General features: G+C 71.3%; 23 protein-coding genes. 19 read left to right on the top strand and 4 right to left on the bottom strand.

Going from position 1 to position 26,702, the window contains the following annotated elements; translation table 11 throughout:
* The first annotated feature begins 370 nt into the window (after window positions 1-370).
* The gene (locus ACIQZO_RS14835) at window positions 371-2,800 is read left to right on the top strand and encodes a RelA/SpoT family protein (protein WP_403625413.1); all 2,430 of its coding nucleotides are present in this window, start codon (window positions 371-373) and stop codon (window positions 2,798-2,800) included.
* A 66-nt stretch (window positions 2,801-2,866) separates the two neighbouring features.
* Here ACIQZO_RS14835 and ACIQZO_RS14830 read toward each other — a convergent pair whose 3' ends face one another.
* The gene (locus tag ACIQZO_RS14830; RefSeq protein ID WP_403625410.1) at window positions 2,867-4,096 is read right to left on the bottom strand and encodes a DUF349 domain-containing protein; all 1,230 of its coding nucleotides are present in this window, start codon (window positions 4,094-4,096) and stop codon (window positions 2,867-2,869) included.
* 193 nt (window positions 4,097-4,289) lie between these two features.
* Window positions 4,290-5,081 carry a peptidylprolyl isomerase gene (locus tag ACIQZO_RS14825; RefSeq protein WP_403625408.1) on the bottom strand — a complete coding sequence of 264 codons (792 nt, stop codon included), beginning with the start codon at window positions 5,079-5,081 and terminating at the stop codon, window positions 4,290-4,292.
* Window positions 5,082-5,234: 153 nt separating this feature from the next.
* Between ACIQZO_RS14825 and ACIQZO_RS14820 the strand changes: the two genes are divergently transcribed.
* The 5 genes from ACIQZO_RS14820 to ACIQZO_RS14800 all read left to right on the top strand — a co-directional run bounded on the left by ACIQZO_RS14820 (window position 5,235) and on the right by ACIQZO_RS14800 (window position 10,165).
* Entirely contained in the window at window positions 5,235-5,945 is a 711-nt protein-coding gene (locus ACIQZO_RS14820) for an MBL fold metallo-hydrolase (protein ID WP_403625406.1), read from the top strand.
* A gap of 10 nt (window positions 5,946-5,955) precedes the next feature.
* Window positions 5,956-7,215, top strand: coding sequence for a histidine--tRNA ligase (gene hisS / locus ACIQZO_RS14815; protein ID WP_403625404.1), 1,260 nt, complete (start codon window positions 5,956-5,958; stop codon window positions 7,213-7,215).
* Window positions 7,216-7,337: 122 nt separating this feature from the next.
* Window positions 7,338-7,955 (top strand): vitamin K epoxide reductase family protein, encoded by a 618-nt coding sequence (locus ACIQZO_RS14810; RefSeq protein WP_403625401.1) that lies wholly within the window; start codon window positions 7,338-7,340, stop codon window positions 7,953-7,955.
* Window positions 7,956-8,023: 68 nt separating this feature from the next.
* The gene (locus ACIQZO_RS14805) at window positions 8,024-9,382 is read left to right on the top strand and encodes a replication-associated recombination protein A (protein WP_403625398.1); all 1,359 of its coding nucleotides are present in this window, start codon (window positions 8,024-8,026) and stop codon (window positions 9,380-9,382) included.
* 60 nt (window positions 9,383-9,442) lie between these two features.
* Window positions 9,443-10,165 carry an HNH endonuclease family protein gene (locus ACIQZO_RS14800; protein WP_403625395.1) on the top strand — a complete coding sequence of 241 codons (723 nt, stop codon included), beginning with the start codon at window positions 9,443-9,445 and terminating at the stop codon, window positions 10,163-10,165.
* Window positions 10,166-10,177: 12 nt separating this feature from the next.
* Here the strand turns inward: ACIQZO_RS14800 and ACIQZO_RS14795 are convergent, their stop codons facing one another.
* Window positions 10,178-10,915, bottom strand: a complete 738-nt coding sequence (locus ACIQZO_RS14795) for a DUF2470 domain-containing protein (protein WP_403625762.1) — start codon at window positions 10,913-10,915, stop codon at window positions 10,178-10,180.
* Between the two features lie 241 nt (window positions 10,916-11,156).
* Between ACIQZO_RS14795 and rpsD the strand changes: the two genes are divergently transcribed.
* The gene (gene rpsD, locus ACIQZO_RS14790) at window positions 11,157-11,768 is read left to right on the top strand and encodes a 30S ribosomal protein S4 (RefSeq protein WP_008740451.1); all 612 of its coding nucleotides are present in this window, start codon (window positions 11,157-11,159) and stop codon (window positions 11,766-11,768) included.
* A 116-nt stretch (window positions 11,769-11,884) separates the two neighbouring features.
* Here the strand turns inward: rpsD and ACIQZO_RS14785 are convergent, their stop codons facing one another.
* Window positions 11,885-14,065 (bottom strand): ATP-binding protein, encoded by a 2,181-nt coding sequence (locus ACIQZO_RS14785; RefSeq protein ID WP_403625391.1) that lies wholly within the window; start codon window positions 14,063-14,065, stop codon window positions 11,885-11,887.
* A 147-nt stretch (window positions 14,066-14,212) separates the two neighbouring features.
* Here ACIQZO_RS14785 and ACIQZO_RS14780 point away from each other — a divergent pair, with 147 nt between their 5' ends.
* The 12 genes from ACIQZO_RS14780 (at window position 14,213) to ACIQZO_RS14725 (ending at window position 26,673) form a co-directional block, all read left to right on the top strand.
* The gene (locus ACIQZO_RS14780; RefSeq protein WP_403625388.1) at window positions 14,213-14,656 is read left to right on the top strand and encodes a DUF948 domain-containing protein; all 444 of its coding nucleotides are present in this window, start codon (window positions 14,213-14,215) and stop codon (window positions 14,654-14,656) included.
* A gap of 8 nt (window positions 14,657-14,664) precedes the next feature.
* Window positions 14,665-15,027 carry a DUF6167 family protein gene (locus tag ACIQZO_RS14775; RefSeq protein WP_403625385.1) on the top strand — a complete coding sequence of 121 codons (363 nt, stop codon included), beginning with the start codon at window positions 14,665-14,667 and terminating at the stop codon, window positions 15,025-15,027.
* Entirely contained in the window at window positions 15,027-17,711 is a 2,685-nt protein-coding gene (gene alaS / locus ACIQZO_RS14770; RefSeq protein ID WP_403625382.1) for an alanine--tRNA ligase, read from the top strand. The genes ACIQZO_RS14775 and alaS overlap by 1 nt, the downstream gene beginning before the upstream one ends.
* A 2-nt stretch (window positions 17,712-17,713) precedes the next feature.
* On the top strand, window positions 17,714-18,184 hold the full coding sequence (gene ruvX / locus ACIQZO_RS14765; RefSeq protein WP_403625379.1) for a Holliday junction resolvase RuvX: 471 nt from the start codon (window positions 17,714-17,716) through the stop codon (window positions 18,182-18,184).
* 128 nt (window positions 18,185-18,312) lie between these two features.
* Window positions 18,313-20,148 carry an endolytic transglycosylase MltG gene (gene mltG, locus ACIQZO_RS14760; protein WP_403625376.1) on the top strand — a complete coding sequence of 612 codons (1,836 nt, stop codon included), beginning with the start codon at window positions 18,313-18,315 and terminating at the stop codon, window positions 20,146-20,148.
* Window positions 20,149-20,154: 6 nt separating this feature from the next.
* Window positions 20,155-20,979 (top strand): shikimate dehydrogenase, encoded by an 825-nt coding sequence (locus tag ACIQZO_RS14755; protein WP_403625373.1) that lies wholly within the window; start codon window positions 20,155-20,157, stop codon window positions 20,977-20,979.
* A 376-nt stretch (window positions 20,980-21,355) separates the two neighbouring features.
* Window positions 21,356-22,540 carry a chorismate synthase gene (gene aroC / locus ACIQZO_RS14750; RefSeq protein WP_403625370.1) on the top strand — a complete coding sequence of 395 codons (1,185 nt, stop codon included), beginning with the start codon at window positions 21,356-21,358 and terminating at the stop codon, window positions 22,538-22,540.
* Entirely contained in the window at window positions 22,537-23,055 is a 519-nt protein-coding gene (locus ACIQZO_RS14745) for a shikimate kinase (protein WP_403625367.1), read from the top strand. The genes aroC and ACIQZO_RS14745 overlap by 4 nt, the downstream gene beginning before the upstream one ends.
* Window positions 23,052-24,143: a 3-dehydroquinate synthase gene (aroB, locus tag ACIQZO_RS14740; RefSeq protein ID WP_403625364.1), complete on the top strand. Its 1,092-nt coding sequence runs from the start codon at window positions 23,052-23,054 to the stop codon at window positions 24,141-24,143. The genes ACIQZO_RS14745 and aroB overlap by 4 nt, the downstream gene beginning before the upstream one ends.
* Entirely contained in the window at window positions 24,140-24,580 is a 441-nt protein-coding gene (gene aroQ, locus ACIQZO_RS14735; RefSeq protein WP_403625361.1) for a type II 3-dehydroquinate dehydratase, read from the top strand. Before aroB ends, aroQ begins: the two co-directional genes overlap by 4 nt.
* 92 nt (window positions 24,581-24,672) lie before the next feature.
* Entirely contained in the window at window positions 24,673-25,482 is an 810-nt protein-coding gene (locus tag ACIQZO_RS14730) for an AAA family ATPase (protein WP_403625759.1), read from the top strand.
* 84 nt (window positions 25,483-25,566) lie between these two features.
* Window positions 25,567-26,673 (top strand): aminopeptidase P family protein, encoded by a 1,107-nt coding sequence (locus ACIQZO_RS14725; protein WP_403625358.1) that lies wholly within the window; start codon window positions 25,567-25,569, stop codon window positions 26,671-26,673.
* The last annotated feature ends 29 nt before the right edge of the window (window positions 26,674-26,702 follow it).

Here is a 26,702-nt window from a genome sequence, read left to right as displayed (position 1 = left end):
CGGGGGGGGGTGGGGGCGCGGGGGGGGGGGGGGGGCGGGGGGGGTGGGGGGGGGGGGGGCCGGGGGGGGTGGGGGGGGGGGGGGGGGGCCCCCGGGGCGGGCCGGGGGCCCCGCCGCTTTCGTGTGCGGGGTCGCTGCGGGGGCTCGCCCCCGGACCCCCGCGCCTCAAAGCCGGCGAGGCCGAAGGGTCGCCTCAAACGCCGGCGGGGCCGGGTGGGTGTGGCGGAACGAGGGTCCGGGTGGGGCCGGGGCGGGGAGGGGCTCGCGGAACGAGGGGGCCGAACCCTCGCTACCATGGGTTGTCCGGACCGGACACGGGCACCGGATCCACCCCCGGACTCCCTCCGGGGGGCCCCCGTGAGGAGCGCTCTTGCCAGACGAGGTCCAGCCCATCTCCGCCGCGCAGCCCGACCCGCAGGCCGAGCCGGCCCCGGCGGTCCCCGCCACGCCCCCGCCGGCTCCGCCGGCGCCTCCGGTCAAGCCCGCGCCGGCGAAGTCCGCCGGGTCCTCCAACCGGGTGCGCGCCCGCCTCGCCCGGCTCGGCGTGCAGCGCTCGAACCCGTACAACCCGGTGCTGGAGCCGCTGCTCCGCATAGTCCGCAGCAACGACCCGAAGATCGAGACGTCGACGCTGCGCCAGCTCGAGCAGGCCTACCAGGTGGCCGAGCGCTGGCACCGCGGCCAGAAGCGCAAGAGCGGCGACCCGTACATCACGCACCCGCTCGCCGTGACGACCATCCTCGCCGAGCTCGGAATGGATCCGGCCACCCTCATGGCCGGTCTGCTGCACGACACCGTCGAGGACACCGAGTACGGCCTGGAGGACCTGCGCCGCGACTTCGGTGACGCCGTGGCCCTGCTCGTCGACGGCGTCACCAAGCTGGACCGGGTGAAGTTCGGCGAGGCGGCCCAGGCCGAGACCGTCCGCAAGATGGTCGTGGCGATGGCCAAGGACCCGCGCGTCCTGGTCATCAAGCTCGCCGACCGGTTGCACAACATGCGCACCATGCGCTACCTCAAGCGGGAGAAGCAGGAGAAGAAGGCCCGCGAGACCCTCGAGATCTATGCCCCGCTGGCGCACCGGCTGGGCATGAACACGATCAAGTGGGAGCTCGAGGACCTCTCCTTCGCGATCCTCTACCCGAAGATGTACGACGAGATCGTGCGCCTGGTCGCCGAGCGCGCCCCCAAGCGCGACGAGTACCTCGCCGTCGTCACGGACGAGGTGCAGGTCGACCTCAGGGCCGCCCGCATCAAGGCCACCGTGACGGGCCGGCCGAAGCACTACTACAGCGTCTACCAGAAGATGATCGTCCGCGGCCGTGACTTCGCGGAGATCTACGACCTGGTGGGCATTCGCGTCCTCGTCGACACGGTCCGGGACTGCTACGCGGCCCTGGGCACCGTGCACGCGCGATGGAACCCGGTCCCCGGCCGGTTCAAGGACTACATCGCGATGCCCAAGTTCAACATGTACCAGTCGCTCCACACGACGGTCATCGGACCCAGCGGCAAGCCCGTCGAACTGCAGATCCGCACCTTCGACATGCACCGCCGCGCCGAGTACGGCATCGCCGCGCACTGGAAGTACAAGCAGCAGACCGTCGCGGGCACCTCCAAGGTCCGTACCGACGTCCCGCAGGCCGCCAAGGGCAGCGCCGGCCAGGACACCGTCAACGACATGGCCTGGCTGCGTCAGCTGCTGGACTGGCAGAAGGAGACGGAGGACCCGGGCGAGTTCCTCGACTCGCTGCGCTTCGACCTCTCCCGCAACGAGGTCTTCGTCTTCACCCCCAAGGGCGACGTCATCGCGCTGCCCGCCGGCGCCACCCCCGTGGACTTCGCGTACGCCGTCCACACCGAGGTCGGCCACCGGACGATAGGGGCCAGGGTCAACGGCCGGCTCGTCCCGCTGGAGTCCACGCTCGACAACGGCGACCTGGTCGAGGTCTTCACCTCCAAGGCCGAGGGTGCGGGCCCGTCCCGCGACTGGCTCGGCTTCGTCAAGTCCCCGCGGGCCCGCAACAAGATCCGCGCCTGGTTCTCCAAGGAGCGCCGCGACGAGGCCATCGAGCACGGCAAGGACGCCATCGCGCGGGCCATGCGCAAGCAGAACCTGCCGATCCAGCGCATCCTGACCGGCGACTCGCTCGTCACCCTCGCGCACGAGATGCGCTACCCCGACATCTCCTCCCTGTACGCGGCGATCGGCGAGGGCCACGTGGCCGCGCAGGGCGTCGTGCAGAAGCTGGTGGCGGCCCTCGGTGGCGAGGAGGCGGCCAACGAGGACATCGAGGAATCGATCCCGCCCGCGCGCGGCCGCAAGCGGCGCAGCAACGCCGACCCGGGTGTGGTCGTCAAGGGCGTCGACGACGTGTGGGTCAAGCTGGCCCGCTGCTGCACCCCGGTGCCGGGAGACCCGATCGTCGGCTTCGTCACGCGCGGCAGCGGCGTATCGGTGCACCGTGCGGACTGCGTCAACGTGGACTCCCTCTCCCAGGAGCCCGAGCGGATGCTCGAGGTCGAATGGGCGCCCACCCAGTCCTCGGTCTTCCTGGTCGCCATCCAGGTCGAGGCGCTCGATCGGTCCCGGCTGCTCTCGGACGTCACCCGGGTCCTGTCGGACCAGCACGTCAACATCCTGTCGGCGGCCGTCCAGACCTCCCGCGACCGGGTGGCCACCTCCCGGTTCACCTTCGAGATGGGCGACCCCAAGCACCTGGGACACGTCCTGAAGGCCGTCCGGGGCGTCGAGGGCGTCTACGACGTCTACCGCGTGACGTCGGCCCGCAGGCCGTAACACGCGAGAGGGCCCCGGTACGGATCTCCGTACCGGGGCCCTCTCGCGTACACGGGCGGCCGGGAATCAGCCGCCGAACTCCTCCAGGCCCTTCAGAGCCTGGTCCAGCAGGGCCTGGCGGCCCTCCAGCTCGCGCGACAGCTTGTCGGCCTTGGTGTTGTTGCCCGCAGCGCGCGCCGCGTCGACCTGCCCACGCAGCTTGTCGACCGCCGCCTGGAGCTGACCCGTCAGGCCGGCCGCACGGGCCCGCGCCTCCGGGTTCGTACGGCGCCACTCGCCCTCCTCGGCCTCCTGGATCGCCCGCTCGACCGAGTGCATGCGGCCCTCGACCTTCGGCCGGGCGTCCCGCGGCACGTGGCCGACGGCCTCCCAGCGCTCGTTGAGCGAGCGGAATGTGGCCCGGGCCGCCTTCAGGTCTGTGATCGGGACGAGCTTCTCGGCCTCGTCGGCCAGCTCCTCCTTGAGCTTCAGGTTCTCGATCTGCTCGGCGTCACGCTCGGCGAAGACCTCGCTGCGCGCCGCGAAGAACACGTCCTGAGCACCGCGGAAACGGTTCCACAGATCGTCCTCGGACTCGCGCTGCGCCCGGCCCGCCGCCTTCCAGTCCGCCATCAGCTCGCGGTAGCGCGCGGCCGTCGGGCCCCAGTCGGTCGACTTCGACAGCGACTCGGCCTCCGCGACCAGCCTCTCCTTGACCTTGCGGGCGTCCTCGCGCTGCGCGTCCAGCGAGGCGAAGTGCGCCTTGCGGCGCTTGGAGAAGGCGGAACGGGCGTGGGAGAACCGGTGCCACAGCTCGTCGTCCGACTTGCGGTCCAGGCGCGGCAGACCCTTCCAGATGTCCACCAGGGCGCGCAGCCGCTCACCGGCACTGCGCCACTGGTCGCTCTGCGCCAGCTGCTCGGCCTCGACGACCAGCGCGTCCTTGGCCCCACGGGCCTCGTCCGTCTGCTTGGCCTTGGCGACCTTGCGCTCCTCGCGCCGGGACTCCACGGTCGTGACCAGCTTGTCCAGCCGCACCCGGAGGGCGTCCAGGTCGCCCACGGCGTGGTGTTCGTCGACCTGCGTGCGCAGGTGGTCGATCGCCGTCTGCGCGTCCTTGGCGGACAGATCAGTGGTCCGCACGCGCTTCTCGAGGAGGCCGATCTCGACCACCAGGCCCTCGTACTTGCGCTCGAAATAGGCCAGGGCCTCCTCAGGGGTGCCGGCCTGCCACGATCCGACGACCTGCTCGCCATCGGAAGTACGCACGTACACGGTGCCCGTCTCGTCGACTCGGCCCCACGGGTCGCTGCTCACAGCGCCTCCTCCACCTGATGCCTTGCGAGGGGTTCACCCCCTGGGCATCGTCCACAGTTTCCTGGGGCGGGCAGCGCCCGCCCTGCACAACGCCAACATAGGCGACCGCCGGGCCGGCTGTCCGCATCCCGCACGACGGAATATCGGCGTACGGGGGGGGCGGGCCGGCCGGGCCCGGGGCCGGCGCGTCACGTCAGTTCTGCGTGACCGCGCCCTTCTCGATCTTGACCTCGGTCTTCGGCGCGCCGTCCTGGCCGCCGTCGACCGTACCGGCCTTCGCGATCTCCTCCAGGACCTTCAGTCCGGCCGCGTCGATCTTGCCGAACGGCGTGTACGACGGCGCCAGCGGGCTGTCCTTGTAGACCAGGAAGAACTGGCTGCCGCCCGAGCCGGGCTGGCCCGTGTTGGCCATCGCCACCGTGCCGGCCGGGTACACGACCTGGCCCTGCTCGTTGGCCTTGCCCAGGGAGTCCAGGTTCTCGTCCGGGATGGTGTAGCCCGGTCCGCCCCGGCCGGTGCCCTCGGGGTCACCGCACTGGAGCACGAAGATCCCGCCGGCCGTCAGCCGGTGGCACTTGGTGTTGTCGAAGTAGCCCTTGTCGGCGAGCGACTTGAAGGAGTTCACGGTCTGCGGGGTCTTGGCCGCGTCCATCGTGAAGTTGACGTCACCCGCGCTGGTCTTCAGCGCGAAGGTGTACTTCGCCTTCTGGTCGATCGCCATCTCCGGCGAGGGGGACTGCTTGGGCGCCGGCTCGCTCGCCGAGGCCGACGGGCTCGCGGACGGGTCCGCGGCCTGGTCCTTCTTGTCCTTGTCGAAGACCCCGCCGACGACCAGGCCCACCAGCGTCGCGACCACCACGGCCACCGCCGCGCCGATCACGGCCGCACGCCGGCGCGACTTCCGCCGGGCCTCGGCCCGGCGCTCCTGCTGGCGCTCGTACTTCTCCTTGGCGAGCTGTCGCCGTCGCTGATCGCTCGTGACCACCGGGTCGTCTCCTTGTACGTGTCTGCTACTGCTGTCCGGGCTGGGATAGGCCGTACCGTATATGGGTTCGCTGTGTAATGAGCGGCGCCGGTAGGCTCTGAGCAGCAGGATTCCTGTCTGCAGCCTCCCACCGGACGACGATTGAGGACGAACGTGCTGATTGCCGGGTTCCCCGCAGGCGCTTGGGGCACCAACTGCTACGTGGTCGCCCCCGCCGCCGGCGAGGAGTGCGTCATCATCGACCCGGGCCATCAGGCCGCCCAGGGTGTCGAGGAGACGCTGAAGAAGCATCGGCTCAAGCCCGTCGCGGTCGTGCTGACCCACGGCCACATCGATCATGTGGCCTCGGTGGTCCCGGTGTGCGGAGCACACGACGTACCGGCCTGGATCCACCCCGAGGACCGCTACATGATGAGCGACCCGGAGAAGGCCCTCGGCCGCTCCATCGGGATGCCTCTCATGGGCGAGCTGACCGTGGGGGAGCCGGACGACGTCCGTGAGCTGACCGACGGCGCGGCGCTGAAATTGGCGGGAATGGACTTCTCCGTGGCGCACGCGCCGGGGCATACCAAGGGGTCGGTGACCTTCCGGATGCCCGAGCTGGCCGACGTTCCGCCGGTCTTCTTCTCGGGCGACCTGCTCTTCGCCGGCTCCATCGGACGCACCGACCTGCCCGGCGGCTCCCACACCGAGATCCTCGAGTCGCTGGGCCGCGTGTGCCTGCCGCTCGACGACTCGACCGTGGTGCTGTCCGGCCACGGTCCCCAGACCACCATCGGCCGCGAGCGCGCGACCAACCCGTACCTGCGGGAGGTCGCCGCCGGGCTCGGAGACGGCATCGCCGCTCCACGACGAGGAATGTGACGAGAGTTTCGTGAGCACTTTCAAGGCCCCCAAGGGCACGTACGACCTGATCCCGCCGTACTCGGCCAAGTTCCTGGCGGTCCGCGACGCCATCTCCGCCCCGCTGCGCACGGCCGGGTACGGCTACATCGAGACGCCCGGTTTTGAAGACGTGAACCTCTTCGCCCGCGGAGTCGGCGAGTCCACCGACATCGTCACCAAGGAGATGTTCACCCTCACCACCAAGGGCGGTACCAACCTCGCCCTGCGCCCGGAGGGCACCGCCTCCGTGCTGCGCGCGGCGCTGGAGGCCAGCCTGCACAAGCAGGGCAACCTCCCGGCCAAGCTCTGGTACTCCGGTTCGTACTACCGCTACGAGCGTCCGCAGAAGGGCCGCTACCGCCACTTCTCGCAGGTGGGCGCCGAGGCGATCGGTGCCGAGGACCCGGCCCTGGACGCCGAGCTGATCATCCTGGCCGACCAGGCCTACCGCACCCTCGGCCTGTCGAACTTCCGCATCCTGCTGAACTCGCTCGGCGACAAGGAGTGCCGCCCGGTCTACCGCGAGGCGCTGCAGGCCTTCCTGCGAGGCCTCGACCTCGACGAGGAGACCGTCCGCCGGGCCGAGATCAACCCGCTGCGCGTCCTCGACGACAAGCGGGGCGAGGTGCAGAAGCAACTGGTCGGCGCTCCGGTGCTGCGCGACTACCTGTGCGACGGGTGCAAGGCGTACCACGAGGAGGTGCGGGCGCTGATCACGGCTGCCGGCGTCGCCTTCGAGGACGACGAGAAGCTGGTGCGCGGGCTGGACTACTACACCCGGACCACCTTCGAGTTCGTCCACGACGGCCTGGGCGCACAGTCCGCGGTGGGCGGCGGCGGCCGCTACGACGGACTGTCCGAGATGATCGGCGGACCCGCGCTGCCCTCGGTCGGCTGGGCCCTCGGCGTGGACCGCACCGTCCTGGCCCTGGAGGCCGAGGGCATCGAGCTGGACATCCCGGCGACGACGACGGTCTTCGCGGTGGCGCTGGGCGAGGCCAAGGCGACCGTGTTCGGGCTGGTGACGCAGCTGCGCAAGGCGGGAGTCGCCGCTGACATGTCGTACGGCGGCAAGGGTCTCAAGGGCGCCATGAAGGACGCCAACCGCAGCGGTGCGCGCTTCGCGGTCGTGGTGGGCGAGCGGGACCTCGCCGAGGGCGTCGTCCAGCTCAAGGACATGGAATCCGGTGAGCAGAGCTCCGTGCCCGTCGCCGAGCTGGTCGACACGGTCCGGGCCCGCCTCGCCTGACGGCAGTGGCCGGGAGCAGCGCACAGGACGGGGCCGGGGATGTTTCCCCGGCCCCGTCCGTTCACAGGCTCATACGGCACAATGGCCCTGCTTGATCACCTTGCAGAAGCGGAGCGGGCGGTATGACGACACGAAGTGCGGACGCGGACACCGCCCGGGGCAGGACCGTCGCGGGAAGCCGGGCCTTGGCCCTGCTGCTGGTGATCACCGGAGCCGCGGGACTGCTCGCCGCCTGGGTGATCACGATCGACAAGTTCAAGCTGCTGGAGGACCCGACCTTCAAGCCGGCGTGCAGCCTGAACCCGATCGTCTCCTGCGGCAACATCATGACGAGCGACCAGGCGTCGGCCTTCGGCTTCCCGAACCCGATGCTCGGACTCGTCGCCTACGGGATCGTGATCTGCGTCGGCATGAGCCTGCTGGCCGGCGCCTCGTTCCGCCGCTGGTACTGGCTGACGTTCAACGCCGGCACCCTCTTCGGCGTCGTCTTCTGCACCTGGCTCATGTACCAGTCGCTGTACAACATCAACTCCCTGTGCCTGTGGTGCTGCCTGGCCTGGGTCGCCACGATCTTCATGTTCTGGTACGTCACCTCGCACAACGTCCGCGAGGGGCTGCTGCCCGCCCCGGGCTGGGTCAAGTCCTTCCTCGACGAGTTCACCTGGGTCCTGCCCGTGCTGCACGTCGGGATCATCGGGATGCTGATCCTGACCCGCTGGTGGGACTTCTGGACCTCCTGACGGCGGGCGGCCCGGGCGGCTCGGGCGGCCGGGGCGGCCCTGTCGGTGGGGTCGCATACGCTTCCTGTGTGGAACCAGACCTGTTCACCGCCGCTGCCGAAGACCGCAGGGAGAAGGACCCCTCGAGCTCCCCGCTCGCCGTCCGGATGCGCCCGCGCATCCTGGACGAGGTCGTCGGCCAGCAGCACCTGCTGAAACCTGGATCACCGCTGCGGCGGCTGGTCGAGGAAGGGGCCGGCGGCCCCGCCGGTGCCTCCTCGGTGATCCTCTGGGGCCCGCCGGGCATCGGGAAGACGACGCTGGCGTATGTGGTCAGCCAGGCCACCCAGAAGCGTTTCGTGGAGCTCTCCGCGATCACGGCGGGCGTCAAGGAAGTCCGGGCGGTCATCGAGGGCGCCAAGCGCGCGGCCGGGGGATACGGCAAGGAGACCGTCCTCTTCCTCGACGAGATCCACCGCTTCAGCAAGGCGCAGCAGGACTCGCTGCTCCCCGCCGTCGAGAACCGCTGGGTGACGCTGATCGCGGCCACCACCGAGAACCCGTACTTCTCGATCATCTCCCCGCTGCTGTCGCGCTCGCTGCTGCTGACGCTGGAACCGCTGACGGACGAGGACCTGAGGGCGCTGATGCGGCGCGCGCTCACCGAGGAGCGGGGCCTGGGCGGGGCCGTCTCCCTCCCGGAGGACGCCGAAGCGCACCTGCTGCGGATCGCCGGGGGCGACGCCCGGCGGGCGCTGACGGCCCTGGAGGCCGGCGCCGGCTCGGCCATCGCCAAGGGCGAGGACGAGATCACCCTCCAGACCCTGGAGGAGGCGGTCGACCGCGCGGCGGTCCGGTACGACAAGGACGGCGACCAGCACTACGACGTGGCCAGCGCGCTGATCAAGTCGATCCGCGGCTCGGACGTGGACGCGGCGCTGCACTACCTGGCGCGGATGATCGAGGCCGGCGAGGACCCCCGGTTCATCGCGCGCCGCCTGATGATCTCCGCGAGCGAGGACATCGGACTGGCGGACCCCACGGCCCTGCCGATCGCTGTGGCCGCCGCCCAGGCGGTGGCGATGATCGGCTTCCCGGAGGCGGCGCTGACCCTCTCGCACGCCACGATCGCGCTGGCGTTGGCCCCGAAGTCGAACACCGCGACGACCGCGATCGGCGCGGCGCTGGCCGACGTACGGGCGGGGCTGGCCGGCTCGGTCCCGGCGCACCTGCGGGACGGGCACTACAAGGGCGCGGCGAAGCTGGGGCACGCGCAGGGGTACGTGTACCCGCACGACGTGCCGGGCGCGATTGCCGCGCAGCAGTACGCGCCGGACGAGATCCAGGGGAAGCGGTACTACGAGCCGACGCGCTACGGCGCGGAGGCCCGCTACGCGGACGTGGTGGAAAAGGTCCGCGAGCGGCTGCGCGGCGGCTCCGGCTCCTGATCGACCCGCGGCGCCGTGTCTGTGGCGGCGGTGGACGCGGTCCGGGCCTACGCTCCCGGCATGGGACGCCGGATTCCGCTCCTCGCCGCAGCGGCAGCCGCAGCCGCAGCACTGACGCTCGGCGGGTGCCATCACGAGGACGTCGCGACGGCCCGGGCCAGCGCGGCGGCGCTGGCCGCGCAGGTGCCCCTGACCGACGCCGGGTTCCCGCCGGACGCGGCCACCGCGAAGGCGCGGCTGGCCGGGCTGAAGGTCGAGCCGGGCCGTAACCGGCAGACGTACAAGCGCGAGAACTTCGGTACGTACTGGTCCGACGAGACGGATGCCGTCGGCGGGCGCAACGGCTGCGACACCCGCGACGACGTGCTGCGCCGGGACCTGAAGGAGCTCCGAGAAGGGGACCGGAACCCCTGCGTCGTGCTGTCCGGGGTGCTGCACGACCCGTACACCGGCAAGGAGCTGCCCTACACCTACCGGCGCGCCTCGCAGATCCAGACCGATCATGTGGTCGCGCTCGGCGCCGCGTGGCGGGGCGGCGCGTACGCGTGGACCCCGCAGCGCAGGCTGGAGTACGCCAACGACCTCGACGTACTGCTCGCCGTGGACAAGCAGACCAACTACGACAAGGGAAGCAGCACGGCCGACAAGTGGCGGCCGCCCCGGCGGGCGTACTGGTGCGAGTACGCCCGCCGCTACACCGGCATCAAAGCCGAGTACGGGCTGTCCGTGACGGCGCCGGAGAAGCTCGCCCTCCAGGACATGCTGGCCACCTGCACCGCCTGAGGCCCGGTCGGCCTAGTGCGAGGCCGCCGAGAACAAGGAGTGCATCGCCCGGCGCAGGCCGCAGATGTCGGCGACCGGCTCCGGGAAGTCGAAGCGGGCGTCGAAGGAGCCGACGGCGCCCCCGGTGAAGCGGACGCGCAGGCCGAGGCGGTCCAGGGCGAGCGGGACGGCGGTCGTGCCGCCGGCCTCGCGGGCGCCCAGCAGTCCGCACAGCTCGCCGAGCCGGTCGCCGTGGGCGGCGTGCAGGTGCTGCAGCAGCTCCGTCTCGTGCGCGACCATCGGGTCCGGCTCGGCGGCGGCCAGGTGCTCCGGGTCCACGTGCTCGGCGCCCCACAGGTCGTCCACCGAGATCTCGCCGACCTCCAGGCGCAGCATCATCCAGGCCGGGCGGCCGCCGCCCCGCAGAACATCGGCCGGGGGGTCGAGGGGCTCCCGCATGCCCAGTAGCTCGCCCACCGGGTGCCGCTCCGCGAGCAGCGCCGCGCAGGCGGCCCGCTCGTCCCCGCGCACCGGCGTCAGCCACCCGGCGAGCCAGGCGCGGCCTCGGATACGATGGGGCACGGACACCGGCGCCACATCCGTGATCTCGATCACGGCGGTGAGGTCGTCGTCCTGGGCGTGAGCGGCTGCTCTGGCAGCCGTGGATTCCCCTGATACAAGGAGAATCACGTCCCCGTCCGGGGTGACGGTCCGTGCGACCGGCAGCCCTGTCCCGAATTCCTCGGCATCGTGACTGTCACGAGCACCGATCAGCGTGAGGGATACTGAGGCGTTGGACTCTACGAGGGTTCGTACGCGTTCGGCTCCGGTGAGCTGCCGAACGCCTTCCCTGGGACGCGGCTGACCTTGCTTATCGTCGTCGAAAGCGGATTCCGTTTCGTTGGAATCCGAACTTCGATGCGCACTGGGCAGGGGGATCCCATGTGGTCGAGACATTACGTCCTCCTCGCTAAGGTAAGCCTCACCTAACTTACATGGAGGTAGGTTCCCCGTGAACCAGAAGCGACCCAAGGTCAAGAAGTCGCGTGCCCTCGGCATTGCGCTGACCCCGAAGGCCGTCAAGTACTTCGAGGCCCGCCCCTACCCGCCGGGCGAGCACGGCCGTGGCCGCAAGCAGAACTCGGACTACAAGGTTCGTCTGCTCGAGAAGCAGCGTCTGCGCGCTCAGTACGACATCTCTGAGCGTCAGATGGCCCGCGCGTACGACCGCGCCAAGAAGGCCGAAGGCAAGACGGGCGAGGCGCTTGTCGTCGAGCTCGAGCGTCGCCTCGACGCCCTGGTCCTGCGTTCGGGCATCGCCCGCACCATCTACCAGGCCCGCCAGATGGTCGTTCACGGCCACATCGAGGTCAACGGTGACAAGGTCGACAAGCCGTCGTTCCGTGTCCGTCCGGACGACGTCATCACCGTGCGCGAGCGCAGCCGCGAGAAGGTTCCGTTCCAGGTTGCCCGCGAGGGTGGCTACGCAGGCGAGGGCGAGACCCCGCGCTACCTGCAGGTCAACCTGAAGGCCCTGGCCTTCCGCCTGGACCGCGACCCGAACCGCAAGGAAATCCCGGTCATCTGCGACGAGCAGCTCGTCGTCGAGTACTACGCCCGCTGATGCAGGCGTAGCCCTCACAGGCTGGTCGAGGCCCGTCGTCCCCTCCGGGGGGCGGCGGGTCTTCCGTTTCCGGGACCGCACCGGGCGCTAAGGCCTCGAGGGCTACGGCCTCGGTCCTACGGCTGCTCCGCCGCCGCGCCCGTCGCCACCCGGGAGCCGCGCAGCCGTCCCGCCTGCCGGGGCGCCCCGCCGGGGCCGCCGCCGCGCTCCTGCGGATCGCGCAGTGCCCGCCCGACCAGCGCCTCACGGCTCAGCTCGCGCCCTTCGGCCTCGTACGCCGCGCAGCGCTCGGCGCCCAGCAGCTCGCCCGCCTGCTCCTGGCACATCAGCCGCGGGGCGTTGAAGTACCCCGAGCCGAACAGCTGGAGCCCCACCCCGCCCCACATCGCCTCCGCCGCGCCCTGGAGCACCGCGGCCTCGGCCGCGTCCCCCTCCGCGACCGTGACCAGAGCCAGCAGCTCCAGCGCGAGCACCAGCCCGACCAGATCGTGGAAGACGTGGTTGATCGCCACGCACTCGGTCAGCAACAGCCGGGCCTCCGAGGTGCGTCCCGCGTCCAGGGCCGCGTACGCGAGGACGTACAAGGCGTACGCCTTCGTCCAGCGCTCCCCGCGCTCCTCGCAGATCTCCCGGACCTCACCGCACAGCGCGAGCGCGCCCGGCAGGTCGCCGAGGAAGGCCAGCGCCATCCCCAGCTCCACCTGGCACATCAGTACATTGCTGTTCAGCTCGCCGGCCGCCCGGTACTGCTCCAGCGCCGCGCCCAGCAGCTCCCGGGCCCGCGTCATATCGTCCGAGACCAGCGCCAGGCAGCCCATCCGGTGCACGGCGTAGGCCGCAGCCACCGGGTTCCCGCTCTGCGCCGCCCCGTCCCGGCACTCGTACAGGGCGCTCATCGAGGCCGCCGCGTCCCCCTGCAGCGCCGCGACGTAGCCCAGCACCCACAGGGCCTTCAGCCGTGAACTCTCGTACTCCGGCGCCGCCCGGTCCTCCACCGGCTCCAGCGTCCGCTCCAGCCAGTGCCGGCCCTCGGTCAGACGTCCGCAGCCCGCCCAGTAGAACCACAGGGCCCCCGCCAGGTACTGGCCCAGATGCGCCTCGTCCGGTTCGTCCAGGCAGCACTCCAGGGCGAGCCGGAGGTTCGGCAGCTCCGTCTCCACCAGCGCGGCCACCTCCTCCTGGCGCGGGCTGAACCAGTCCAGCTCGCACCAGGTGGCCAGCCCCAGGTACCAGTCCCGGTGGCGTCGCCGCAGGCGGCCGGCGTCGCCCAGCGACTCCAGCCAGCCCGCTCCGTACACCCGTACGGTCTCCAGCATGCGCAGGCGCACCCCGGCGGGCGTCTCCTCCCGGACCAGCAGCGACTGGGCCAGGAGCTCCCCGACCAGGTCGAGCACGTCCTCCACCGGCAGATCCGGGCCCGCGCACACGTATTCGACGGCCTCGAGGTCGAACTGCCCCGCGAAGACCGACAGCCGTGCCCACAGCAGCCGCTCCGCCGGCGTGCACAACTCGTGGCTCCAGCCGATGGCCGTGCGCAGCGCCCGGTGCCGGGCGAGCCCGCCGCGCGCACCGCCCGTCAGCAGCGCGAAGCGGTCCTCCAGCCGGGTGAGCACCTGCGCGGGGGACAGCGTCCGCAGCCGGCCCGCCGCCAGCTCCAGGGCCAGCGGAATCCCGTCGAGCCGGGCGCACAGCTCCACCAGCGCGGCCCGGTTGTCCGCGGTCACGGCGAAGGCCGGGTCCGCCGCCGCGGCCCGCGCCGCCAGCAGGGCCAGCGCCTCCTCCGGGACCGGCGGGGCCAACGGGAGGACCAGCTCCCCGTCCACGGCCAGCGGGCGCCGGCCCGCCGCGAGGACCCGCAGGCCGGGGCAGCGGCGCAGCAGTTCCCGTACCAGGTCGGCGCACTCGTCGACCAGCTGCTCGAAGCCGTCCAGAACCAGCAGCAGCCGTCGCCCGGCCAGGTGCTCGGCCAGGACGGTCGGCAGCGGGCGGGTGGTGTGGTCGGTCAGCTCCAGCGCCTCGGCGAGGGCCAACTCCAGCAGCGCAGGGTCCCGTAGGGATGCCAGCTCGGCCAGCCACACCCCGTCGCAGTAGCGTTCCTGCGTTCCCTCGGCGGCGCCCCGGGCCGCAGCGAGCACGAGCCGGGACTTGCCCACCCCGCCCACACCGGTCACCGTCACCAGCCGGGAGCGCTCCAGGAGCCGCACCAGCTCGGCGAGTTCGCCACCCCGCCCGATGAACCGGCTGAGCTCCGAGGGAAGATTGCCCCCGGCGGCACTTCGAAGGGGTCTCTGTCCCATGGGACACGGAGGGTACTGGTCCGGATGCGCTGCGTTCAAGGCGGGACCCCTACTCCCCGAATTCGGGTACGGCCGGGGATCTCCGGCGCGATAGGGTCGGAGGGCGAATAGTCCTGCACTTCAGGAACAGACAGAGAGCGGTGTGACGTGTCCGGTGTAGAGGTGGCCGGGATCATCGTGGCCGTCTTCTGGGCCATCCTGATCTCCTTCCTGGCCGTGGCCCTGGTGAGGCTGGCCCAGGTGCTCAGGGCGACCACCAAGCTGGTGGCGGACGTGACCGACCAGGCCGTCCCGCTGCTGGCAGACGCCTCCACGACCGTCCGCTCCGCGCGCACCCAGCTCGACCGGGTCGACGCCATCGCGAGCGACGTCCAGGAGGTCACCTCCAACGCCTCCGCCCTGTCCTCCACCGTGGCCACCGCCTTCGGCGGGCCGCTGGTGAAGGTCGCGGCCTTCGGCTACGGCGTCCGCAAGGCGCTGGGCAAGGGGGATGCCGCGACGTCGGGCGGCACGCCGCCGAAGGCATCCCGACGAACCGTGATCGTTGGCCGTACGGTGCCCGCCGCACGGCGCCGCAGGCAGAAGGGCTGAGACCGCCGATGTTCCGCCGAGCCTTCTGGTTCACCGCCGGCGCGGCCGCCGGCGTGTGGGCCACCACCAAGGTCAACCGCCAGCTGAAGAAGCTGACGCCGGAAAGCCTCGCGGCCCAGGCGGCCGACAAGGCCGTGGAGGCGGGCCACCGCCTCAAGGATTTCGCCCTCGACGTCAAGGCGGGAATGACGCAGCGCGAGGACGAGCTGAACGACGCACTGGGGCTCCACCAGGACCCCGAGCGGCCCGACAACGTCACCGCCCTTCCCGGGCCGCGGCGGCTGCGAGCCATCGAGAACATCGAGAACACCAAGAACACATACCGCCCGAACCAGTCGGCGGTTACGTACGACCGGAATGAGGACCACTGATGGAGTCGGCCGAGATTCGCCGCCGCTGGCTGAGCTTCTTCGAGGAGCGCGGTCACGCCGTTGTCCCTTCGGCGTCGCTCATCGCGGACGACCCGACTCTGCTGCTGGTGCCCGCGGGCATGGTGCCGTTCAAGCCCTACTTCCTGGGTGAGACCAAGCCGCCGGCCCCGACGCTCACCAGCGTCCAGAAGTGCGTCCGCACGCCGGACATCGAAGAGGTGGGCAAGACCACCCGCCACGGCACGTTCTTCCAGATGTGCGGCAACTTCTCCTTCGGGGACTACTTCAAGGAAGGCGCCATCAAGTACGCCTGGGAGCTGCTCACCGGCTCCGTGGCGGACGGCGGCTACGGCCTCGAGCCGGAGAAGCTCTGGATCACCGTCTACCTCGACGACGACGAGGCCGAGACGATCTGGCGCGACGTGATCGGCGTGCCCGCCGAGCGCATCCAGCGCCTGGGCAAGAAGGACAACTTCTGGTCCATGGGTGTCCCGGGCCCCTGCGGTCCGTGCTCCGAGATCAACTACGACCGCGGCCCCGAGTTCGGCGTCGAGGGCGGCCCCGCCGTCAACGACGAGCGCTACGTGGAGATCTGGAACCTGGTCTTCATGCAGTACGAGCGCGGCGCCGGCGACGGGAAGGAAGACTTCCCGATCCTCGGTGACCTCCCGTCGAAGAACATCGACACGGGTCTCGGCCTCGAGCGCCTCGCCATGATCCTGCAGGGCGTGCAGAACATGTACGAGACCGACACCCTGCGCGTGGTCATGGACAAGGCCACCGAGCTGACCGGTGTGCAGTACGGAGCCGCCCAGGGCACCGACGTCTCGCTGCGCGTGGTCGCCGACCACATCCGCACCTCCGCCATGCTCATCGGCGACGGTGTCACCCCCGGCAACGAGGGCCGCGGCTATGTGCTGCGCCGCATCATGCGCCGCGCCATCCGCAACATGCGCCTCATGGGCGCCACCGGTCCCGTCGTCCAGGACCTGATCAACGTCGTGATCGAGACGATGGGCCGGCAGTACCCGGAGCTCGTCACCGACCGCAAGCGCATCGAGACCGTCGCGCTCGCCGAAGAGGTGGCCTTCCTCAAGGCCATCAAGGGCGGCACCAACATCCTCGACAGCGCCGTGACGGAGACCAGGGCCACCGGCGGCACGGTCCTCTCCGGCGACAAGGCGTTCCTGCTCCACGACACCTGGGGCTTCCCGATCGACCTCACCCTGGAGATGGCCGCCGAGCAGGGCCTCTCCGTGGACGAGCCCGGCTTCCGCCGCCTGATGCAGGAGCAGCGCGACCGCGCCAAGGCCGACGCCAAGGCCAAGAAGACCGGCCACGCGGACATGTCCGCCTACCGTGAGATCGCCGACGGCTCGGGCGCCACCGAATTCACGGGCTACGCCACCAACCAGGGCGAGTCCACCATCGTCGGCCTGCTGGTCAACGGCGTCTCCGCGCCCGCAGCCTCCGAGGGCGACGAGGTCGAGGTCGTCCTCGACCGCACCCCCTTCTACGCCGAGGGCGGCGGCCAGCTCGCCGACCAGGGCCGCATCAAGCTCGACTCGGGCGCCGTCATCGTCGTCCGCGACGTGCAGCAGCCGGTCCCGGGCGTCTCCGTGCACAAGGGCTCCGTCCAGGTCGGCGAGGTGACGGTGGGCGCCTCCGCGTACGCCGCCATCGACGTGAGCCGCCGCCGGGCCATCGCCCGCGCCCACTCGGCCACGCACCTGACCCACCAGGCGCTGCGCGACGCCCTCGGCCCGACGGCTGCCCAGGCCGGTTCCGAGAACAGCCCCGGCCGCTTCCGCTTCGACTTCGGTTCCCCGAACGCCGTCCCCGGCTCGGTCCTCACCGACGTGGAGCAGAAGATCAACGACGTGCTGTCGCGCGAGCTCGACGTCACCGCCGAGATCATGAGCATCGACGAGGCGAAGAAGCAGGGCGCCATCGCCGAGTTCGGTGAGAAGTACGGCGAGCGCGTCCGCGTGGTGACCATCGGCGACTTCTCCAAGGAGCTGTGCGGTGGCACGCACGTCGGCAACACCGCCCAGCTGGGTCTGGTGAAGCTGCTCGGCGAGTCCTCCATCGGCTCCGGCGTGCGCCGCGTCGAGGCCCTCGTGGGTGTGGACGCGTACAACTTCCTCGCCAAGGAGCACACGGTCGTCGCCCAGCTCCAGGAGCTGGTCAAGGGCCGTCCGGAGGAGCTGCCGGAGAAGATCGCCTCCATGCTCGGCAAGCTGAAGGACGCCGAGAAGGAGATCGAGAAGTTCCGCGCGGAGAAGGTCCTCCAGGCCGCCGCCGGTCTCGCCGCGGGCGCCCAGGACATCCACGGTGTCGCCCTGGTCGTGGGCCAGGTGCCGGACGGCACCGGGGCCGACGACCTGCGCAAGCTGGTCCTCGACGTCCGCGGCCGGCTCGGTCACCTGCCGGGGCAGGGCGACCGCCCGGCCGTCGTGGCCCTGTTCGCGGTGTCGGGCGGCCGCCCGCTGACCGTCATCGCCACCAACGAGGCCGCCCGCGAGCGTGGCCTCAAGGCCGGTGACCTGGTCCGTGCGGCAGCCAAGACCCTCGGCGGCGGCGGTGGCGGCAAGCCCGACGTGGCCCAGGGCGGCGGCCAGAACCCGGACGCCGTCGCGGAAGCCATCAGCGCCGTCGAGCGCCTCGTCGTCGAGACGGCCTGAAGATGACTCTGCGCCGCGGCCGCCGGCTCGCCATCGATGTCGGTGACGCCCGTATCGGGGTCGCTTCGTGCGACCCCGACGGGGTGTTGGCCACACCGGTGGAAACCGTTCCGGGCCGGGACATCCCCTTCGCGCACCGGCGGCTGCGGCAGCTCGTCGAGGAGTACGAGCCCCTCGAAGTCGTGGTCGGCCTTCCGCGCTCGCTCAGCGGGCGGGAAGGTCCGGCCGCGGCCAAGGTGCGTGTGTTCGCGAACGAACTCGCCAAGGGCATCAAGCCGGTGACGGTCCGTCTGGTGGACGAACGGATGACCACGGTCACCGCCGCCCAGGGCCTGCGGGCCGCCGGGAAGAACGCCAAGAAGGGCCGGTCGGTCATCGACCAGGCCGCCGCTGTGGTGATCCTTCAGAACGCTCTTGAGACCGAACGGGTATCAGGTAATCCGCCCGGTGAGTGCGTCGAAGTGGTTGTCTGATCGCGATACGGTAACGTTCCGCGCGATGAGACGGCATTCGAACAGCCGTCGCCCACCGTCAAAGAGGCGGAACCGGGTGCCACGGACGAAGGAGTCCGCGGCCTCCGTCTCGCGGCTCTAGGGGACCGATGACTGAGTATGGCCGGGGCCGTGGCCCCGAACCCTGGCACCCCGAGGATCCCCTTTACGGGGACCAGGGGTGGACCGGGCACCAGACCCAGCAGGGCCAGGTGCCCTACAGCGGTGCCCCGCAGCAGGAGTACCCGCAGGAGCCGCAGCACCAGCAGCAGTACCCCCAGCCACAGCAGTACCAGCAGTACCCGGAGCACCAGCAGCAGTATCCGCAGGAGCCCCAGTACCAGCAGGGGCAGTACGCGCAGCAGCAGTACCCGCAGGGGCAGTACCCCCAGGACCCGTACGAGCAGCAGCAGGCGCAGCAGTACGCGCAGCAGCAGTACGCCGAGCAGCAGCAGGCGCAGCAGCGTGCCTACGCCCAGCAGCAGGCCCAGCACCAGGCCCGGCAGCAGGCGCACGCCCAGCCGCAGCCGCAGCCGGTGTACGACAGCCAGGGCTGGGACACCGGCCAGGTCCAGTACACCTCCGCCGTGCAGAACGGCCCGTACGCGGGCGTGGACCCCTACACCCAGCAGCCCGCGACGGGCTACCCCGGTGAGGCCCCGGACCACTACAGCACCGAGGACGCCTACGCGCCGCCGCAGCCCCCGGGCAAGCGCCACCTGGAACCGGAGCCCGTCGAGGAGGAGCCGGAGAGCGGCTTCCTCGCCGCGGGCGGCGGCCGGGACGGCGAGGACGACGGTGACGGCGACGAGCCCGGTGACGGGCGCCGGGGCGGCCGCTCCAAGGGCGGCAGCCCCAAGAAGCGCAGCGGCATGGCCTGCCTGGTCGCCGCGGTCGTCATCCTCGGCGTGGTCGGCGGTGGCGGCTACTACGGCTACAACTACATCAAGGCCAGGTTCAGCTCGGCCGAGGACTTCGCGGGGGAGGGCTCCGGCGAGATCGTCGAGGTCGAGATCCCCAAGGGCTCGGGCCTCATGGCGATGGGTCTGATCCTCAAGAAGGCGGGCGTCGTCGCCAGCGGGCAGGCGTTCGTCGACGCCGCGTCCAAGCTCCCTCCGGGCAAGGCCATCCAGGCCGGTGTCTACCCGCTCCGCAAGCAGATGTCGGCCGCGTCCGCGGTCGAGGTGATGAGCGACCCCTCGAAGCTGAACGTCATCACCGTCGCCGAGGGCATGCGCAACACCACGGTGTACGCGGCGATCGACAAGAAGCTGGGCCAGCAGGAGGGCACCACCGCCGAGCTCGCCAAGCGCGAGGTCAAGAACCTCGGCCTGCCGGCCTGGGCGAACAACAATCAGAAGCTCATCGACCCGCTCGAGGGCTTCCTGTACCCGGCGCGCTACGACCTCAGCAAGGACAGCACCCCGGACTCCCTGCTCAAGCAGATGGTCAAGAACGCGACCGACAAGTATGCGGAGCTGGGCATCGAGGGCAAGGCCAAGGAGCTGGGCCTGGAGAATCCGCTCCAGGTGGTCACGGTCGCCAGCCTCGTCAACGCCGAGGGCAAGAACCACGACGACTTCCGGAAGATGGCCGAGGTGGTCTACAACCGCCTCAAGAAGACCAACGACGTCACGAACCAGAAGCTCCAGTTCGACTCGACGTACAACTACGTCAAGAACCAGAGCGAGATCAACTTCAATCTGAAGGAAGCCCAGGCCTTCGACAACCCCTACAACACGCACTTCATCAAGGGGCTGCCCACCGGTCCGATCAACAACCCGGGACTGGACGCGCTGACCGCTACGCTCAACCCGGACCACGGTGGCTGGATGTTCTTCGTGTCGGTCGACGGCAACACGACCACCTTCACCAAGACCTACGAAGAGCACACGAAGCTGGCCAACGAGTTCCAGGAACGGCAGAAGCAGAAGAACGGCGGTTAGTAGGACATGTCACGCATAAGGGCCGCGGTGTTGGGTTCGCCCATCGAGCACTCGCTCTCGCCGGTGCTGCACCGCGCCGCTTATCAGGAGCTCGGCCTCGACGACTGGTCCTACGACCGCTTCGAGATCGACGAGGCCGCGCTCCCGCAGTTCGTGGCAGGCCTCGGCCCCGAATGGGCCGGGCTGTCGCTGACCATGCCGCTCAAGCGGGCGATCATCCCGCTGCTGGACGGCGTCAGCGACACGGCCGCCTCCGTCGAGACGGTCAACACGGTCGTGTTCACCGAGGACGGCCGGTGCCTCGGCGACAACACCGACATCCCCGGCATTGTCGCCGCGCTCCACGAGCGCGGCGTGGAGAAGGTGTCCTCCGCCGCCATCCTCGGTGCGGGAGCCACCGCCTCCTCGGCGCTCGCCGCGCTCGCGCGGATCTGCTCAGGCGAGGTCACCGCGTACGTCCGCTCGTCGGCGCGCGCCGACGAGATGCGCCAGTGGGGCGAGCGGCTCGGTGTTCCCGTCCGCACGGCCGACTGGTCCGAGGCGGCCGCGGCCCTGTCCGCGCCGCTGGTGATCGCCACCACCCCGGCCGGTACGACCGACGCCCTGGCCGCGTCCGTGCCCGAGGGTGCGGGCACCCTCTTCGACGTCCTGTACGACCCCTGGCCGACCGCGCTGGCCGCCGCATGGTCGGGACGGGGCGGCCAGGTCGTCGGCGGGCTGGACCTCCTGGTCCACCAGGCCGTGCTCCAGGTCGAGCGGATGACGGGCCGGACCCCGGGTCCGCTCGCCGCCATGCGGGCTGCCGGAGAGCTGGCCCTCGCCTCCCGATAGGCTCCCCACCTGCGTATTCACCGATGGCGGCGGGGACGGGCACCCCGCGGACCGGATGCGCGCGTCGAAGCGGGACCGAAGCGGGACCGAAGTGGGACCTCCCCTCCGTGCGCTTCGGCACGGCCGGGGTGGCCTTAGGAGGCCTGTCGCTGCCGGCGCGGCGGCCTCGATCGGACTCCTCCGTTCCGCCGTCCTGTGGCCGACGATCACCCGGCGCCACGAGCGCGACCGGCGGGTCCGCTGACCATTCGGGCGTCCGAAGGCTGGACCGGGGCCCGGGAAACCCCCGCGGACATGGGAGGATCGGGTCAGGCGGGTCCGGGCCGCGCACCCGATCGCGCCGTCGCTGTACCAGGCGCGAGCATGAGGAGCATCGTTGAGCAGGTTGCGTTGGCTGACCGCCGGGGAATCCCACGGACCGGCACTGGTGGCGACGCTGGAGGGCCTTCCCGCCGGCGTCCCGGTCACCACCGAGCTGGTGGCCGACCACTTGGCCCGGCGCCGGCTCGGCTACGGCCGCGGTGCCCGGATGAAGTTCGAGCAGGACGAGATCACCTTCCTGGGCGGCGTCCGGCACGGCCTGTCGCTGGGTTCCCCGGTGGCCGTCATGGTCGGCAACAGTGAGTGGCCCAAGTGGGAGACGGTCATGTCGGCCGACCCCGTCGACCCCTCGCTGCTCAAGGAAACCGGCCGCAACGCGCCGCTGACCCGCCCGCGGCCCGGCCACGCCGACCTCGCCGGCATGCAGAAGTACGGCTTCGACGAGGCGCGGCCGATCCTGGAGCGCGCCAGCGCCCGCGAGACCGCCGCCCGCGTCGCCCTCGGCGCGATCGCCCGGTCCTTCCTCAAGGAGGTCGCCGGCATCGAGATCGTCTCGCACGTGGTGGAACTGGCCGCGGCCAAGGCCCCGTACGGCGTCTACCCGACCCCCTCCGACGTCGACAAGCTCGACGCCGACCCGGTGCGCTGCCTCGACGCCGACGCCAGCAAGGCGATGGTCGCCGAGATCGACCAGGCCCACAAGGACGGAGACACCCTCGGCGGTGTCGTCGAGGTGCTCGCGTACGGGGTCCCGGTCGGCCTCGGCTCGCACGTCCACTGGGACCGCCGTCTCGACGCCCGTCTCGCCGCCGCCCTCATGGGCATCCAGGCCATCAAGGGCGTCGAGGTCGGCGACGGCTTCGAGCTCGCCCGCGTGCCCGGCTCCCAGGCGCACGACGAGATCGTCTCCACGCCCGAGGGCATCAAGCGCACCTCCGGCCGCTCCGGCGGCACCGAGGGCGGCCTGACCACCGGCGAACTGCTGCGCGTACGGGCTGCGATGAAGCCCATCGCGACCGTCCCGCGCGCCCTGGCGACCGTCGACGTGGCGACCGGAGAGGCGACGGTGGCCCACCACCAGCGCTCCGACGTGTGCGCCGTGCCGGCCGCCGGCATCGTCGCCGAGGCCATGGTCGCCCTCGTGCTGGCCGACGCGGTCGTCGAGAAGTTCGGCGGGGACTCCGTCCCGGAGACCCGGCGCAACGTCCGCTCGTACCTCGACAACCTGCAGATCCGGTGACGGCCGGACCGCTGGTCGTCCTCGTCGGACCCATGGGGTCCGGCAAGTCCACGGTGGGGGCGCTGCTCGCCGAGCGGCTCGGCGTCCCCTACCGGGACACCGACGCCGACATCGTCGCGGCCCAGGGCCGGGAGGTCTCCGACATCTTCGTCGACGAGGGCGAGCCGTACTTCCGTGACCTGGAGCGGCAGGCGGTCACCGCCGCCGTCACCGGGCACACCGGAGTCCTCGCCCTCGGCGGCGGCGCGGTCCTCGACGAGGGCACGCGCGCGCTGCTGGCCGGCCTGCCCGTCGCCTACCTGTCGATGGACGTCGAGGAAGCCGTGCGCCGCGTGGGCCTCGGCGCCGCCCGCCCGCTGCTCGCCGTCAACCCGCGCCGCCAGTGGCGCGAGCTGATGGACGCCCGGCGCCCCCTGTACACCGAAGTCGCGCGCGTCGTGGTGGCCACCGACGACCGCACCCCCGAAGAGGTCGCCCAGGCGGTCCTCGACGCTCTGGAGTTGAAGGACGTATGACAGACCAGGTGACGCGGATCCAGGTCGGCGCGACCGCCGGACACGACGCGTACGACGTGCTGGTCGGGCGGCAGCTGCTCGGCGAGCTCGGCTCCCTGATCGGTACGAGGGCCCAGCGGATCGCCGTGATCCACCCCGAGGCGCTGGCCTCGACGGGTGAGGCGCTGCGCGACGACCTGGCCGAGCAGGGCTACGAGGCGGTCGCCATCCAGGTGCCGAACGCCGAGGAGGCCAAGACGATCGAGGTGGCGGCCTACTGCTGGAAGGCCCTGGGTCAGTCCGGCTTCACCCGTACCGATGTGATCGTCGGTGTCGGCGGGGGAGCCACCACCGACCTCGCGGGCTTCGTGGCGGCGAGCTGGCTGCGCGGGGTGCGCTGGATCGCCGTACCGACCACCGTCCTTGCGATGGTGGACGCGGCGGTCGGCGGCAAGACCGGCATCAACACCGCCGAGGGCAAGAACCTGGTGGGCGCCTTCCACCCGCCGGCCGGTGTGCTGTGCGACCTGGCGGCGCTGGACTCGCTGCCGGTCAACGACTACGTCAGCGGCCTCGCCGAGATCATCAAGGCCGGATTCATCTCCGATCCGGCGATCCTCGACCTGATCGAGGCGGACCCGGCGGCGGCCCGTACACCCGAGGGCCCGCACACCGCCGAGCTCATCGTGCGCTCCATCCAGGTCAAGGCCGACGTGGTCTCCAGCGACCTCAAGGAGTCGGGTCTGCGCGAGATCCTCAACTACGGCCACACCCTCGCGCACGCCATCGAGAAGAACGAGCGCTACAAGTGGCGGCACGGCGCCGCCGTGTCCGTGGGCATGGTCTTCGCCGCCGAACTCGGCCGGCTCGCGGGCCGCCTCGACGACCCGACGGCCGACCGGCACCGGGAGATCCTGGCCGCCGTCGGGCTGCCGCTGACCTACCGCGGCGACCAGTGGCCCAAGCTGCTCCAGACCATGCAGCTCGACAAGAAGTCCCGCGGCAACCTGCTGCGCTTCATCGTCCTGGACGGACTGGGCAAGCCGACCGTTCTGGAGGGGCCCGACCCGGCGCACCTGATCGCCGCCTACGGCGAGGTGTCGGCGTGAGCCGCCCGGTGCTCGTGCTGAACGGCCCGAACCTGGGCCGGCTCGGCTCGCGCGAGCCCGACGTGTACGGGGCGACCTCGTACGCGGGGCTCGTGGAGAGCTGCCGTGAGCTGGGGGAGGAGCTCGGCTTCGACGTGGAGGTCCGCGAGACCAACGACGAGGGCGAGCTGATCCGCTGGCTGCACGAGGCGGCGGACGGGAAGATTCCCGTGGTCATCAACCCGGGGGCCTTCACGCACTACTCGTACGGGATGCGGGACGCGGCGGCGCAGCGCACGGCGCCGCTGATCGAGGTGCACATCTCGAACCCGTACGCCCGCGAGGAGTTCCGCCACACCTCGGTCATCGCCGCCGTGGCGACCGGAACGGTGGCGGGCTTCGGTATCGGTTCGTACCGGCTCGCGCTGCGGGCACTGGCGGACGAGATCTCCGCCTGACACTCTGCCTGACGGTGCTGGTGGACGGCCGGGTCCCGGCAGTCATATAACGTTCTCGCATCAGTCGCTTGAACGAGACGGAGTGGCAGCGGATGCAGCACGGAGTGGGGGGCGGGGGCGCGGGCGCCGGCTGGGGGCAGCCGGGACCGCATCCGTCGGCGCCCCCTCAGCCGCCGATACCCCCGGCGCAGGGCTGGCCGGGTTCGCCCCCGCCGCAGTCTCCGCATCAGCAGCAGCACCAACCGCCCCACCAGCCCCATCAGCAGTACCCGTCGCAGCCGGTGCCCGCCGTGCCGGAGGCCACCGGGCACATCCCGCTGCCGCCCGCCGTCGCGGGCACCGGCGGGGCCGTCCTCGCGGTGCTGCTGATCGGTCCGGCCGGCGCCGGGAAGACCACCGTCGCCCGGCACTGGGCCGGCACCCGGCCCGTGCCGACGGCCCACGTGAGCCTGGACGACGTCCGCGAGTGGGTCTGCTCCGGCTTCGCGGACCCGCAGGCGGGCTGGAACGAGCACTCCGAGGCGCAGTACCGGCTCGCCCGCCGCACCTGCGGCTTCGCCGCCCGCAACTACCTGGCGAACGGCATCTCCTGCATCCTCGACGACGCGGTCTTCCCCGACCGGCCCGTCGTCGGGCTGGGCGGCTGGAAGCGGCACGTGGGGCCCACCCTGCTGCCCGTGGTTCTCCTGCCAGGCCTGGAGATCGTCCTGGAGCGCAACGCGGCCCGCTCGGGCAACCGCAGGCTCTCCGACGAGGAGGTCGCGCGGATCCACGGCCGGATGGCCGGCTGGTACGGCTCCGGCCTGCCGATCATCGACAACTCCCACCTCGACGTCGAGGGCACCGCCCGCGCCCTCGACGAGGCGCTGGCCCGCGCCCTGGCCGCCCCCGGCGGCTTCTAGCCCCCGATCCGGCCGGACCTCCCCGGGGCCCGTCCGGACGCGCTCGCCGGGCCGGATCGCCGGGGCGCTCGTACGCTCGAAGACATGTCAGACGTGTACGCCGCCCGCCGGGCCCTGCTTCGCGACCGATGCGCCGCCGCGGGGAACGCCGCCGCACTGATCACGCGTCCGGCGAACGTCCGCTACCTCTCCGGGGCTTCCCCGCTCGGCGCGGTGCTGCTCGTCGGCCCCACCGAGGACATGCTGTTCTGCTCCGGCGCCCCCACCGGCGAGGCCGACGAGGGCCGCCTCGACGAACGCCTGGACGTCTGCGTCCTGGACGCTCCCGGCGGTGACCCGGCCGTCGCCGCCGCCGACCTGGCCGCCTCCGTACGGGCCGACTCGCTCGCCGTGGAGGAACACCACCTCACGGTCGGCCGGCACCGGGCCCTGCGCTCCGTGGCGCCCAAACTGCGCCTCGCGGACCTCGGCACCGCAGTGGAACAGCAGCGCCTCGTCAAGGACGAGGAGGAGATCGCCTGCCTGCGGATCGCCGCCGAGATCGCCGACCAGGCCCTCGGCGAGCTGCTGGAATCGATCCTCGTGGGGCGCACCGAGCGGCACCTCGCCCTGGAGCTGGAGCGCCGGCTCGTCGACCACGGGGCGGACGGCCCCGCCTTCCCCACCTCCGTGGGCACCGGCCCGCACTCCGGCCGCTCCCGGCACCGGCCCTCCGACCGCAGGGTGGAGGAGGGCGACTTCCTGACGGTCTGTCTGGGCGCCAACTACCGTGGCTACCGGTGCGAGATCGGGCGGACCTTCGTGATCGGCACCAGTCCGGCCGACTGGCAGATCGAGTTGTACGACCTCGTCTTCACCGCTCAGCGGGCCGGGCGGGAGGCCCTCCTGCCGGGGGCCGCGTACCGGGACGTGGACCATGCCGCACGCTCCGTTCTGGACTCCGCGGGGCACTCGGAGGACCTTGCTCCGTGGACCGGACACGGCGTGGGCCTCGAAATCGACGAGGACCCGCAGCTTGCACCTACGGCAATGGGTAAACTGGACGCTTGCGTGCCGGTCACCGTCGAACCGGGGGTTCACCTCCCGGGCCGGGGAGGTGTCCGGATCGATGACACGCTCGTCGTACGCCCCGAGGCGGACGGCGGTCCCGAGCTACTCACCATTACGACCAAGGAGCTGCTCGCGCTCTAGCCGGCTCTGCCCGGTCGGTGCGCGCACCC

Source organism: Streptomyces sp. NPDC097617 (assembly GCF_044761485.1).
Classification (GTDB): Bacteria; Actinomycetota; Actinomycetes; order Streptomycetales; family Streptomycetaceae; genus Streptomyces.
Note: the sequence above shows the minus strand (reverse complement) of the source record. Positions and strands in the feature narration are given on the sequence as shown.

Excerpts from the sequence above, each read along its gene's own strand:
- ACIQZO_RS14810 (WP_403625401.1), top strand. The coding sequence starts at position 7,338 with ATGACGACACGAAGTGCGGACGCGGACACCGCCCGGGGCAGGACCGTC.
- ACIQZO_RS14800 (WP_403625395.1), top strand. The coding sequence starts at position 9,443 with ATGGGACGCCGGATTCCGCTCCTCGCCGCAGCGGCAGCCGCAGCCGCA.
- ACIQZO_RS14785 (WP_403625391.1), bottom strand. The coding sequence starts at position 14,065 with ATGGGACAGAGACCCCTTCGAAGTGCCGCCGGGGGCAATCTTCCCTCG.
- ACIQZO_RS14775 (WP_403625385.1), top strand. The coding sequence starts at position 14,665 with ATGTTCCGCCGAGCCTTCTGGTTCACCGCCGGCGCGGCCGCCGGCGTG.
- alaS (WP_403625382.1), top strand. The coding sequence starts at position 15,027 with ATGGAGTCGGCCGAGATTCGCCGCCGCTGGCTGAGCTTCTTCGAGGAG.
- ruvX (WP_403625379.1), top strand. The coding sequence starts at position 17,714 with ATGACTCTGCGCCGCGGCCGCCGGCTCGCCATCGATGTCGGTGACGCC.
- mltG (WP_403625376.1), top strand. The coding sequence starts at position 18,313 with ATGACTGAGTATGGCCGGGGCCGTGGCCCCGAACCCTGGCACCCCGAG.
- ACIQZO_RS14755 (WP_403625373.1), top strand. The coding sequence starts at position 20,155 with ATGTCACGCATAAGGGCCGCGGTGTTGGGTTCGCCCATCGAGCACTCG.
- aroB (WP_403625364.1), top strand. The coding sequence starts at position 23,052 with ATGACAGACCAGGTGACGCGGATCCAGGTCGGCGCGACCGCCGGACAC.
- ACIQZO_RS14730 (WP_403625759.1), top strand. The coding sequence starts at position 24,673 with ATGCAGCACGGAGTGGGGGGCGGGGGCGCGGGCGCCGGCTGGGGGCAG.
- ACIQZO_RS14725 (WP_403625358.1), top strand. The coding sequence starts at position 25,567 with ATGTCAGACGTGTACGCCGCCCGCCGGGCCCTGCTTCGCGACCGATGC.